This is a genomic window from Caballeronia sordidicola, assembly GCF_001544455.2.
Classification (GTDB): domain Bacteria; phylum Pseudomonadota; class Gammaproteobacteria; order Burkholderiales; family Burkholderiaceae; genus Caballeronia; species Caballeronia sordidicola.
Map to the genome: position 1 here is coordinate 87,055 of NZ_FCOC02000023.1, position 11,115 is coordinate 98,169.

Consider the following 11,115-nt stretch of genomic DNA (forward strand, 5'->3'; position numbering starts at 1 on the left):
TTTCCCTACCTTTAACCCTTTTCGGGAGCGATCCCGAGAGGGGCGCTCTCATTTTGATGGAGCGCAAATGGAACGCGATATTTTTAAAATGATGGAGGCTGCTATAGCGACGATGCAGTCTTACATCCAGCGAGGCTATGTACTCGCCAACGGCTTGAGCGGAGGGAAGGACAGTACGTGTGTAATGGTCTTGATGCTGGAGGCAATACGCCGGTCGGCGCATCTTTTCCCCGACAGACGCCATTACATAACGAGCGCCGACACCACTATTGAAAACCCGGTCATGCAAAACCATCTACATGCGGTGCTGGACGAAGTTGAAGCGTACGCAGAGGGTATCGGCTTGCCTATCGAGATACATTCGGTGAGGCCCTCCCTTGCCTCGCAGTTCGTTGTGTCGACGGTTGGGCGCGGGACGCTCGTAAGAACGCCAGAGAATGGGGTTCGAGACGGTAAGCGAACGCGGGCTTGTGCCGACGATTGGAAGGTCCGACCACAAGGCCGGCTTCGAGCGATGCTGGAACGTGGAGCTCAGGCAAGCGGTGTTCGGGAAATCATTTCGGTAATCGGAAATCGGCTGGACGAGAGCGCGTCGCGAAGCGCAGCAATGTTGGACCGAAGCGAGCAAGCGGGCATCGCTACCCGTCAAGCTGCAGGCACGCTGTCGCTCAGTCCCATCAGGGATTGGACTGCGGATGACGTCTGGACAATGCTTGGCTGTCTGGCCGAGCCATCATCGTTGCCTTTCGAAAGTCCACTCGCGCCCGCAACAATTACCACGTTGTCCGAGATCTACCGCTCGGGCAACGGCGGCACGTGCGGTGTCGTTCTTGGCGAAAGCGGGGCGCGTGCTGCATGCGGATCGCGCTTTGGCTGCGCTTTCTGTTGCGTGTCAGGCGATCGCGACAAGTCGATGGAGTTCATGGTGCAGGAAACGGAGCACGCGCACCTTAGGCCACTTAACGACTTCCGCAATTATCTTCTTGCGATCCAGTGGGATTTTTCACGCCGCGAGCTCGTGGGCCGAACAATCAGCAAGGCCGGATTCACGCGCATCCAAGCTGACACTTACGGTTGGCAGGAGCGGGTGGCGATGCTGAGAATGCTGCTTTCGATCGACGCAAACGAAAGGGACCGCGCGGAACGTCACTCTGGGGAGGTGGCCCAAGGTCGTCTCCCAGACGCCGATCACAACCGCAACCTGTGTGATCCTCAATTCGAGTTTGTCACACCGCAGCAACTTGTCGCGATCGACTTCTTTCTTTCAATGCATCACTATGCGCCGCACGCGTTTCCAGCACTGGCAATTTGGCATGACGTCAATGTGCTGGGAAGGCGATATTTGATTCCCGTTATTGAGCCTATGCAGAAGACTGGGGTCACGTTGCACGGCTGGTATCCGGTCGGTCAATATGATCGGGATGCGCCTGCCGACGGCTTGAGGGATTACGATGCCGAGCAATGGAACCGCTATCTGCATCCGAATAGACCGGGACAGTATGCGCGAACGACGGGCGGGGAGCGAACCGTGTACTTTGAAGAGTCGGCGCAATTTGAAGTTGATGCCGAAGCCGCATGCGCGTTCGTGACATGTAGCTATGACACGGCCTTCATGCTCAATACCCAACACCATGATGCCATCGAGTCTGCGCGTTATTGGCTGAATGAGGGGGTGGTACGCCTGCCGGCCGGCATGGCGCAGCGGTACCAGGAGATGGCCAAGCGTGGACAGTATTTCTCTCGACTCGCGCGACGAATGAACCTGACACCTCGTGAGCTCGACGATTACCTTGTGTCGCATGCGATTAGCGACGCGGCCCATACGGCCGAGTTGGCGGGCAGCATCGCTCAACCTGATCTATTCTCGATTGCAGCGTAAATCGGAGTAGTTGAACAAATCCCGGGGCTTGCTGCCTCGGGATTTTTTTTGTCTATCGAATCTCCGGGGCACGATCGCGGCCGCTCTCTGGCTGCTGCGCTTTTTGGACAGCCTTCTCTGCACAAGCGCTAGTAGAAGGGTAGAAGGTGATCATTCGCTTTTGCTTTTTCACGAGACCGCAACTGCGTTTCTTCCGAGAATTTGCATGAGCGTGCGGGCATTGCGCTGTCCCTGTCTTCGAAATTGTTTTTGAATACCACATGGGTACGGACGACAGTTTTCGAAATCTCGAGAATTTGCGATGCGAGCACGCCAAGTTCTTCTTCGTTGTAGTCGTAGTTAAAGCGTTCCGACGCGGCCGCCGCGCCTTTGATGTTCCACGTTTCATGATTTCGGCCATGGAGCCTGATAAGGGCGAGGTTGGGGTTCGTTGTCTCCCATATGGCGGGCACGGAGTTCGCAGCGGTGTTGGGTTCGTCCACGACGACGTTCACGAAGCCACGTGCTCGCTCCATCGCAAGGGTCGCCTCTCGTGCCTTCTCCGAAAACCATGATGTATGCCGGAATTCTGCAGCGAGCGTGAATCCCTCCAATACATCGGCGCAGTGCTCGACGTGCGCGCGCCCATCGTCGTTGTTCACCACCCATGGCGCAAACTGAAAATGGACTGCGCCGAGCTTGCCTGATCGCCGAAGCGGCTCAATCGCCTCGATGTACCGACGCCAAAGCTCGCGAAGGATCTCACCTGGCGTGTCCTTGTAGTACAAGTTTTTTTTGTCACTGGCCGGAAGCGCTGCCTGTATGTCCTTGGGCAGTTTTGTCCGGTTTGTCTGGTGACCGGTGAAAAGCCGGAATGCTTTGATGTTGAACGTGAAATGATCCGGCGTGCGCTCACCCAAATAACCGAATTCGATCCACTGGGCATCGCATAGTAGCTGGAGTCCACCTCAACCAGGGGGAACTGCGAAGCGTAAAACCGCAGCCGCGCTTCAGCGCTCGTGCAGCCTGGCGGATAGAAACGTTTGCTCGCGATCAGCGTAGGGTCAGTCCAAGAAGCGGTTCCAACAGCGATGGTCATCGGAGTTCTCCGGTCGAGGTGGCATTTTACGCCGGCGGTAGGCATACGACCTCTCGGCGCAGCAGCGGGGATCTGATGCAGGGAAGTCCAGTTTGGCGCGATTTTGCCGTACTAAAAGAGCGAGCGCGCTATTTGGCGCTTGCATTTATTGTCACCTTACCATAAAGTAAGGAATATTGGAGGGCGACTATGACAGCGGCAACTATCACATCGAAGGGCCAGGTAACGATCCCGGTGGACGTACGCAACCAACTTGGATTGGAGTCGGGCGACCGAATCGAATTCAGCTTCAATGAGGTCACGGGCCGGTATGAGGTTTATCCAGCGACGCGCTCGCTTGCGTCGCTCAAAGGCATCGTGAAGAAGCCCGCTAATCCCGTGTCGATTGAGGACATGAACCGGGCCATCGCCGAGCAGGGAGCATCACCGCGATGATCGGTCTGGATACAAATGTTTTGGTCCGGTACCTCGCCGAGGACGATGCCGTGCAATCGAAGAAGGCGACAGCCCTGATGGCGTCGCTTACGGCCGAGGAGCCAGGGTACGTTTCGCAGGTTGCATTGGTCGAGGTCGTGTGGGTGCTCGGGCGCTGCTACGGCGTCGAGCGTGAGCAGATGAAGGACATTATTGATTCGATGATCGGCACCAAGGAACTGGTCGTTGAAGGTGCAGACACGGTGCGAAAAGCACTTCGCGTTTTCGGTGCATCGGCGAAGGCGGATTTCGCGGACTGCCTGATCGAGCGGTCGGGGCACGTCGCCGAATGCGAGTACACGGCGACTTTCGACGTGATGGCTTCGAAGGTCGCCGGGATGCGTTTGATTGCGTAATCACGGGGTGGGCCGATAACGGAAAACAACGGCAATGGCAGAAGAATCGAAAGACTTCGAGGTTGAGACGGTTGCTCATTCGGTGAGTGAGCTGGAGCGTCTGATAGCGAAAGGGGACGCGACGATCGTGCTTGATTTGCCGCGCAATACATCGATAACGGCCGCGTTGTGGGGTGAACTAGTCGAAAGGGGTCTTAAAAACAACGCGAGCGTAAAAATGGCGAGGCCGATCCCGGATGACGTTTGCCCGAAATGCGGTGCTCACATGAGCGCAGGAAAAGCAATGATGGACCCGGTAAGTGATGACTTTTCTGACGCGCTTCCGTCGAACGCGAATCTCGTGGATTGCATAAAGTGTCATGAATGCGGCTACAGCGAAACATAAGCTAAACATCCATAGGAAAACATCCACCCCTAATTATCTATAGAGGAAAAGGTTCATGAGTCTTCAAACCGATATGGATGCCCTGCGGCCAGCACCGGGCACCTGAGACCACGGAAAAACGCTCGCGGCGGTCGTGCGGGGCACATGGGGATAGTCTTGTACTTGGCAGGTTTGATAGCGATAAACGCGGTGGCTTTGGTGATTTGCGAAGCACTGTCTACACGTTGAATGCAACCATGACTGACAACGTAGGAAAACAGAGGAAATGAGGAACTAGTCCACTGCGTCATTGACTTGGCACCCCGTCTATGTTCGGATTTAGGTCATGGGAAAAATGAATTTGACCGATACCGAACGTGCGCAACTGCTTTGGGCGGCACGCAGCCGAACGGTGCGCGCAGCAGACGTGCGCCGTGCAAAATTGATCTTGATGCTCGAGGACGGTGAATCGCGCGACGGGATCATGAGCGCACTGGGCTGCGACTCGCGTTTCATCGCACGCTGGTCGGGGGGCTTCCTCAACGAGCGACTGGCCGGCATGTACGCTCGCCATCCCGGGCGCGCGCCTGTGCAGCCGCCTGCCAAGTTGGAAGCGCGTGTACTCAGCCGCACCCTCAAGCACAAACCCGCCGACGGTTCGACACACTGGAGCAGCTACAAGCTCGCATCAGAGCTGGGCGATGTGTCGGTCTCAGCCGTGCAGCGCATCTGGCGTAAGCACGGCATCAAGCCGCAGCGCTTGGAGCGGCACATGGTCTCCAACGATCCGGACTTCGAGACCAAAGCAGCCGACGTGATCGGGCTATATCTGAACCCGCCGGCGCACGCGGCGGTGTTCTGCGTAGATGAGAAAACCGCGATCCAGGCACTTGAGCGCCGCGACCGGATGCTGCCTTTGTCGCCGGGACGTGCCGAAAGCCACGGCTTCGAGTACAAACGCAACGGTACTCTTAGTCTGTTCGCGGCATTTAATACTGCTACCGGCGAGGTGGTGGGCAAGACCGCGCTGCGCCACACCAGCGAACAGTTTGTGGCCTTCCTGACTGATGTCGTCGCCAGCCAGCCCAAACGTCGGGAAATCCACGTGATCTGCGATAACGTGAGCAGCCACAAGACGCAGCGGGTAGCCGACTTTCTCACCGCGCACCGCAACGTGCGTTTGCACTTCACACCGACCTACTCGTCGTGGCTTAACCAGGTGGAAAACTGGTTCTCACGCATTCAGCGTGATGTGATCGCCCACGGCGTCTTCACTTCGGTGAAGGACCTGGATCGAAAACTGATGCGTTATATCCGCGAGCACAACCAAAACCCGAAACCAATCAAGTGGAAATATGACGATCCTTCCCGTCGGATTCGCCCGGTGCCAAATCAATGACGCAGTGGACTAGCGATGTTGATGGCACTTTGGGCGCTAATCGGTCTTGCACCGGCCCAGGCGAGCCATGATCCGTGTTTGGGACCGGCGTGGGCCATGTCTGCGAAGGACGCCGTTTCGTGCGACTTCGCTGATGCTTCCAAGGCGGCGACACACGGCGCGGGGAATTTCACTGGCCGACGCACGAAAACCGCTTTCATCATCACTCCCGCGTCTCCGCGTACCGGCATGGCCCTGGTGATAAGTGATCGCATCGTATCGCCCGAGTACGCGCCCGAGTACGCCCGTGAGATCGGTGCATATGGCGGCTGGATCAACGAGTCATGGCGGGTCAGGCAGATGTTCTGCGACGTGCTATGAGGCCCGCGCATGAGGTATGTCCCTGAACGCGAGGCTTAACAACACATGACTGGAGAAAAGTCGCTTCCCTGCCTATAAACCGGACACATCGCTTGCGCAGAACCGTCAAAAGATATATGATATGTATATCATGAAACGGAGGTGTATATGAGTCGTATCCTGGTTGACCTGCCCGAGTCGCAGGTTGACGACCTCGCGGTGATTGTGGAGGCCGAACAGCGGCCCCGCGCGGCCGTCATCCGCGATGCCATTGAGGCGTATATCTCGCAGCGCAAGCGCGCGCTCGGAACCGACGTATTTGGGCTGTGGAAAAGCCGGAAGACGGATGGCCTCGCGTACCAGCAGGAGCTTCGTTCCGAATGGTGAAGGCGCTCTTCGATACGAACATCCTCATTGACTATCTCAACGGGGTCGGCGCAGCCAAGAAAGAACTGGCGCGCTATGAGTATCGCGCGATCAGCGCGATCACCTGGATGGAAGTGCTGGTCGGAGCATCCGGCGAGGAGGACGCCGCGATCCGCGCATGGCTCGATACATTCGATGTCGTTGCAGTAGACAGTGCGATCGCCAATCGCGCCGTCGAGATTCGCAAGGCTAAAAAGATTCGTCTGCCCGATGCCATCGTGTGGGCATCAGCACAGGTTCACTCGCTGTTGCTTGTTTCGCGAAATACGAAGGACTTTCCAGCAGACGAGCCGGGCATCCGCGTGCCATACAAAATTTAGGAAACGTGATGCAAATCACACTCGATGCTGCAAAAACGATCTATCGCAAAGCGATCGACCCGTGCGCGGGTGAGGTCGAAGGCGCGGCGTGGTAGGATGAAGTCGCAAACGAAGTTCGCGACGTGGTTGCTGTACGCTCGCTGAACGATGCGGCCGCTGTCATCGACTTGTGGCATCACGGCTGGGAGACGGTCTCTGACACTTCACGTAATGCGGCGAGACGAATCGCCAAGCGGCGCGTGTGTTGGGCATCAAGGCATAGGAAAACTAAAACAGACGAAGAGCGTAGCGCCCTCGTGGCGGAAAAAGTCGGCAAGCTCCGAAAGGATCTAGGCGTGGTGTCGTCGTTTTTCTATCGCGCCCGGAGCGGCCAAGGTTCCCGTAGCCTACTTGTTGATAGGCGAGACGACGGGCGACATAGATGAAGCGCGCAGCGATAAACGCCTTTGAGACTGCACCGGAAAGGGTGAGCGCCGCACTCCGTACGGAAGCGCGGCACTATACAACTTTATTTTTGCCACTATACGACTTTATTTTTACTCATCACTTTCTACTGATGTTGCTTGCGATGTAGGCCTTCACGGACACCCGGAACGACCGTCGCGACCCAATGTCGTGGTTGAGGCACCGGAACGCGTCGCGCTGGGAGTTCATCAGGCGCTGAGCCCTAGACACGGCGACGGACGGCGATAACACACACGCGCCCGCCCACGATGGAAGTGCCGCATCGGACTACTCTTGCCCCGAACGCAAAGTGGTCAAGCGGTGCGTAATCAGCTCCGGGAGAAGCTGAGCATGCATTGAGCGATAATTCAGGCTTCAGGTGGGATGAACTGCTACGCACACAAGGTCATCGCGCGGGGTGTCAGTTACTGCGGGCTATGGCTTAGAAACGGGCGACAATCGCGAAGGGAGCATTCAGAAATGAGCAAAGTCGGACGTTGGTTAGCGTTTTTGTCGGTGATCAGTCTGTTGATTTCGTTGACGGGTTGCAACACGATCGCTGGGGTGGGTGAGGACATATCCGGCTCTGCGAGGGCTGTTCAGCACTCGCTGTAGGTCTGCGCAGTGGTTGTAAAATACGCATTGGAAAAGGATTTCAATTGAACTACAAAGAATTGTTGGCTCAAGCTGCGGAACTCGATCGTCAGATTGCTGCGGCTCGAGAGACCGAAGCAGCGGCCGCATTGGCGGAGATTAAAACTAAGATCGCCGATTTTGGCTTTACTGTTGAGGACGTATTCTCCGCGAAAAAGACGCGCAAACTGCGCGAACTAAGCGGCCCCAGATATCGCGATCCTGACACCGGAGCAACCTGGTCGGGCATGGGGCGGGAACCTTTGTGGATCAAAGGCAAGGATCGAGAGGCTTTCTCGATAATGGGAAACCTCTTCGACGCTTAACGCATTTAAAGGCCGCGCTCCTGCGGCCTTTTGTACGTTTGTAGGTAATTCGCTTAGTAGGTCGGGCTTGCGGAAGTAACGCGCACGAGTCGCGAGCCGAGGTTGACCATCTTAATTAAGGTCATATTTAAACGTGACGCCTTCTCCTCGCAATGGATTGACTGCGGCGCGTTCCACACGAACAAGGACATTCCGGACACCGCCTGAGGACTCGTCCAGCAGCCTCAAATACGAACTGTCGCCAATCCCGTCTTGCGTTCCCCATTGCTCCGTCTCAGGGACGCTGCAAAACTTGATCTTCAGGCCACTGATTTTGGCGGCGGCCATCAGTTGAGTGTGTGCAGTATCCGAGGCTAAAATCATCTCCCCCGGAACCGTGCGGACGCCAAGGTTGACCATCGCCAAATTCAGGAGGCCGGGGCGAGTCATGGCGAGGATTCCTATTGTGGCAAGTAGGCACACGCCAACGGTCACTTGTAGCGTTCTCGGTTGGACCGCGACAGGCATGATCCCGAACATGACCGTCGTGAAGGCGCCGGATGCAATGAAAAATATGAGCGTTCCGCGAAAATGCATATCCGGCGCAGCGTGTCCGTAAATCAACATACCAACAAACGGCAAGGTCACTAGGAAAGACATGACGGACATGAGCGTGTCACTGATGGCTCTGTGGACGGTCGATGTGGCCGGCAAGCCTTTTGTCGCTCGCCAGCGCGTGTGCAGCGCGACAAGAAGCTTGACTAACCATACGGCCGCAAAGGCCCCGTATCCAAGTCCGACAATTGCGATCGACGCGATGGAAAGCGCAGCAGAAGCGAGGAAGAATGCATCACCCGTCGTCAAGCCTTCGGGCAAAATATTCTCGAAGTAGCAATAAGCTACTAGCACTATGCCGCCTAGGACGATGACAGCTTTCCAAGCGAGACGGAACAGATGTGGAATCAATGAGGCGAGTGATTTAAGGGTATCGCGTATCTTGTCGGAGAGTTGCATTCGTTGGCTCGTAGTTGAAGGTATGTGCCGTGTGAAACACAGCACCTTCAGCCTACTGGAGCCTGATAATAGTCAAGGTTCGAAAGACGCTCGCTTTCGGGCCTCTTTCGCTTAAAACACGTAGAAATGCTGAGCGTCCAGCGTGCTCTGGGTCCGCGGTGCACCGGCCGTCGGAGTCGACGATAGCATTCGCTGACCGAACTGACTAACCTAAGCGTGACCACGTGTCCGGTTATGCAGGGGAAAGTCCAACACTTTCGAAATAACCATCAAGGTCATGGATCGCGCGGCGGCCAAATTGAAGCTCTAGAAGCAGCCGCTCGATGTCGTTATCGCCGCGGTGACGCCGCCAAAAGCGCTCGCATTTCACCGAGCACGACTCGTTCGAATGGTGGAAGACGTTGGCCATTAAAATGGCCCTACGATACTGTATTTATATACAGTATCGTAGAAAGGATTCGTCGCCCATATCTTGAGATAGCCGAAAGTTCGAAAGTTCGCGGACTGATCTCGTTGTTGATAGATCAAACGATCAAACGCACACCGTCGTGCCGTTTCGACGCTATGAGGTCATTCATCTTTAGCGGCGTCGGCACGTGTCGACTTCAGTAATCGATACCGAATCGGTGATTGCGGCGAAAATATAGTTTCTTGGGCCGTTGCAAAACGATCAGAGAAAACCCAGAATCAAACATGTTACTAGTTGTAACACGACTCCGGCATCATTTGCCGGTCTATCTACTAGGTTCATTTTGTCGGGTAAGGCCATGACTTTCCCAAATGATTCTGCCGATTCGATTCGGGAAATTAACCTTTCATACGTTCTACTTGCGCAGAAGATGCTACGTGCAGACCGCGCAGTGGGCGAGGCTCGGCTCGGGCTCTCCGGCCAAGTGGCCGCTATCCTCATTGATCTGTCGATGGCGCAAATTGTGAAGCTCGCGGCAGCGCCGCACCTGCTTTGCGCGTTCCGGTTCGACGACCGGTCCATGCTGTCGTCATTATCTCGCGCAGACGAACATGCCAAAGCTGAGCCTGCGGAGTCGCTACTGGCGCTTGCTCATTGAGCTCGACTGAAGACGGGATTCCGTGTGAATAGTTTTGCGGCGTCGGGTAAAAAGCGGGGATTTGATGGACAGTGGGTTGCCGTTGTTTGGTGATGCCGAGCTAACCGCACAGGCGAACGCGCTTGCTCAAACCGTGATTTCGATTCGCACCGCACAGGGAAAAAGCCTGCCTCGAGATCTGCCGGTCGGCTCGCTTGAATGGGAGACGACTGCGCTCGAATTCGTTAGGGATATCGAACGGGTTTTAGAAGGCGGGAGCGATTAAAACCAATATTGATCGTAGTAGTGGGTAGCCCATCGCCAAGCGCATTCCACCGCCTCGTCCAAACGTCGGAAAGATCCCAAGTTCGGTGCGCATTTTTCCTGCTCACCATTCTCCTCCGCCACGATGCGCTCGAGTTGAGCGCACGCCCAAAAGCCATAGCGGTTACCCGGGGTGACGCATCGATGCTGGCCTTGTTGTACAAAAAGTTCACGAGTCAATCACTGAAAGATTCAGAATTTCTGTGCAAACCCAAGGCTTGCATTGCTTTTGCATAATGTCGTTCCCGCTCCGAGCACGGGCGGCGGACTGCCACCGGCGTTGTCGCTCGCCGCGTCACACTCCCGCATCAATCTGAAAGTGCGTGCAGCTGCCTGACACGCAGTGCGGCGGAAATATCTACAGCGAGATACCGATCTTCGTTCGCGACGTTGTTCTAGTCGGGGATCGCTAGATTCCATTTACGGACACCACCTGAATTGGCGACCGGACGCGAGGTCATTTCGGCAGCTTCGAGGTTTCTTGGCAACCTGATGTTGCACGGTTTTCCAACACGCGCACAAGATTCGAGTCAGCAGATGCGGGATCGAGCGTGACAAGCCACTGGTTTATCGTAAGCGCGAATTAACGCACACCACAATGAGCCGGCGCGTAGGGCTAGATCATGCAGGAACCAATACGTCGCGCGGCTTGGCAACGTTGAACGGCAACAGATCGCTGATATCGGCATCCGCTGCACGCTGCGGTAGTTCGGT

The 11,115-nt window shown here is 55.9% G+C and carries 13 protein-coding genes and 1 pseudogene; 11 read left to right on the forward strand and 3 right to left on the reverse strand.

What is annotated here, in order from left to right; translation table 11 throughout:
- Nucleotides 1–67 precede the first annotated feature (67 nt).
- Complete coding sequence (locus AWB64_RS26120) at nucleotides 68–1,879, forward strand: phosphoadenosine phosphosulfate reductase domain-containing protein (protein ID WP_060858314.1); 1,812 nt, start codon at nucleotides 68–70, stop codon at nucleotides 1,877–1,879.
- A gap of 168 nt (nucleotides 1,880–2,047) precedes the next feature.
- On the opposite strand, the pseudogene AWB64_RS26125 reads toward AWB64_RS26120, so the two are convergent.
- A pseudogene (locus tag AWB64_RS26125) lies at nucleotides 2,048–2,957 on the reverse strand (DUF72 domain-containing protein).
- A 189-nt stretch (nucleotides 2,958–3,146) separates the two neighbouring features.
- Here AWB64_RS26125 and AWB64_RS26130 point away from each other — a divergent pair.
- From AWB64_RS26130 to AWB64_RS26165, 8 genes are all read left to right on the forward strand, one after another.
- Nucleotides 3,147–3,392: an AbrB/MazE/SpoVT family DNA-binding domain-containing protein gene (locus AWB64_RS26130; protein WP_060858315.1), complete on the forward strand. Its 246-nt coding sequence runs from the start codon at nucleotides 3,147–3,149 to the stop codon at nucleotides 3,390–3,392.
- Entirely contained in the window at nucleotides 3,389–3,787 is a 399-nt protein-coding gene (locus AWB64_RS26135) for a type II toxin-antitoxin system VapC family toxin (protein ID WP_060858316.1), read from the forward strand. Before AWB64_RS26130 ends, AWB64_RS26135 begins: the two co-directional genes overlap by 4 nt.
- Before the next feature lie 34 nt (nucleotides 3,788–3,821).
- Entirely contained in the window at nucleotides 3,822–4,172 is a 351-nt protein-coding gene (locus AWB64_RS26140; protein WP_060858317.1) for a hypothetical protein, read from the forward strand.
- A 325-nt stretch (nucleotides 4,173–4,497) separates the two neighbouring features.
- Complete coding sequence (locus tag AWB64_RS26145) at nucleotides 4,498–5,550, forward strand: IS630 family transposase (RefSeq protein WP_060858318.1); 1,053 nt, start codon at nucleotides 4,498–4,500, stop codon at nucleotides 5,548–5,550.
- Nucleotides 5,551–5,646: 96 nt separating this feature from the next.
- Nucleotides 5,647–5,910 carry a hypothetical protein gene (locus AWB64_RS26150; RefSeq protein WP_060858319.1) on the forward strand — a complete coding sequence of 88 codons (264 nt, stop codon included), beginning with the start codon at nucleotides 5,647–5,649 and terminating at the stop codon, nucleotides 5,908–5,910.
- A 147-nt stretch (nucleotides 5,911–6,057) separates the two neighbouring features.
- Nucleotides 6,058–6,276 (forward strand): ribbon-helix-helix protein, CopG family, encoded by a 219-nt coding sequence (locus tag AWB64_RS26155; RefSeq protein ID WP_060858320.1) that lies wholly within the window; start codon nucleotides 6,058–6,060, stop codon nucleotides 6,274–6,276.
- Nucleotides 6,270–6,635: a type II toxin-antitoxin system VapC family toxin gene (locus tag AWB64_RS26160; protein WP_060858321.1), complete on the forward strand. Its 366-nt coding sequence runs from the start codon at nucleotides 6,270–6,272 to the stop codon at nucleotides 6,633–6,635. Before AWB64_RS26155 ends, AWB64_RS26160 begins: the two co-directional genes overlap by 7 nt.
- Nucleotides 6,636–7,738: 1,103 nt before the next feature.
- Complete coding sequence (locus AWB64_RS26165) at nucleotides 7,739–8,038, forward strand: H-NS histone family protein (protein WP_060858322.1); 300 nt, start codon at nucleotides 7,739–7,741, stop codon at nucleotides 8,036–8,038.
- A gap of 111 nt (nucleotides 8,039–8,149) precedes the next feature.
- Here AWB64_RS26165 and AWB64_RS26170 read toward each other — a convergent pair whose 3' ends face one another.
- Both AWB64_RS26170 and AWB64_RS31740 read right to left on the reverse strand, forming a co-directional pair.
- A complete protein-coding gene (locus AWB64_RS26170) occupies nucleotides 8,150–9,031 on the reverse strand; it encodes a hypothetical protein (RefSeq protein WP_060858323.1) in 882 nt (293 codons plus the stop codon).
- A 232-nt stretch (nucleotides 9,032–9,263) separates the two neighbouring features.
- Nucleotides 9,264–9,440: a hypothetical protein gene (locus AWB64_RS31740; RefSeq protein ID WP_157766710.1), complete on the reverse strand. Its 177-nt coding sequence runs from the start codon at nucleotides 9,438–9,440 to the stop codon at nucleotides 9,264–9,266.
- 358 nt (nucleotides 9,441–9,798) lie between these two features.
- Between AWB64_RS31740 and flhD the strand changes: the two genes are divergently transcribed.
- Both flhD and AWB64_RS26180 read left to right on the forward strand, forming a co-directional pair.
- Entirely contained in the window at nucleotides 9,799–10,098 is a 300-nt protein-coding gene (gene flhD, locus AWB64_RS26175; RefSeq protein WP_060858324.1) for a flagellar transcriptional regulator FlhD, read from the forward strand.
- A 64-nt stretch (nucleotides 10,099–10,162) separates the two neighbouring features.
- Nucleotides 10,163–10,363 carry a hypothetical protein gene (locus AWB64_RS26180; RefSeq protein WP_060858325.1) on the forward strand — a complete coding sequence of 67 codons (201 nt, stop codon included), beginning with the start codon at nucleotides 10,163–10,165 and terminating at the stop codon, nucleotides 10,361–10,363.
- Nucleotides 10,364–11,115: the final 752 nt, after the last annotated feature.

Bases quoted from the DNA above. Each gene is read 5' to 3' on its own strand.
- AWB64_RS26180 (WP_060858325.1), top strand. From the start codon at position 10,163: ATGGACAGTGGGTTGCCGTTGTTTGGTGATGCCGAGCTAACCGCACAG.
- AWB64_RS26170 (WP_060858323.1), bottom strand. From the start codon at position 9,031: ATGCAACTCTCCGACAAGATACGCGATACCCTTAAATCACTCGCCTCA.
- AWB64_RS26140 (WP_060858317.1), top strand. From the start codon at position 3,822: ATGGCAGAAGAATCGAAAGACTTCGAGGTTGAGACGGTTGCTCATTCG.
- AWB64_RS26145 (WP_060858318.1), top strand. From the start codon at position 4,498: ATGGGAAAAATGAATTTGACCGATACCGAACGTGCGCAACTGCTTTGG.
- AWB64_RS26155 (WP_060858320.1), top strand. From the start codon at position 6,058: ATGAGTCGTATCCTGGTTGACCTGCCCGAGTCGCAGGTTGACGACCTC.
- AWB64_RS26130 (WP_060858315.1), top strand. From the start codon at position 3,147: ATGACAGCGGCAACTATCACATCGAAGGGCCAGGTAACGATCCCGGTG.
- AWB64_RS31740 (WP_157766710.1), bottom strand. From the start codon at position 9,440: ATGGCCAACGTCTTCCACCATTCGAACGAGTCGTGCTCGGTGAAATGC.
- AWB64_RS26135 (WP_060858316.1), top strand. From the start codon at position 3,389: ATGATCGGTCTGGATACAAATGTTTTGGTCCGGTACCTCGCCGAGGAC.
- AWB64_RS26160 (WP_060858321.1), top strand. From the start codon at position 6,270: ATGGTGAAGGCGCTCTTCGATACGAACATCCTCATTGACTATCTCAAC.
- flhD (WP_060858324.1), top strand. From the start codon at position 9,799: ATGACTTTCCCAAATGATTCTGCCGATTCGATTCGGGAAATTAACCTT.
- AWB64_RS26150 (WP_060858319.1), top strand. From the start codon at position 5,647: ATGTCTGCGAAGGACGCCGTTTCGTGCGACTTCGCTGATGCTTCCAAG.
- AWB64_RS26120 (WP_060858314.1), top strand. From the start codon at position 68: ATGGAACGCGATATTTTTAAAATGATGGAGGCTGCTATAGCGACGATG.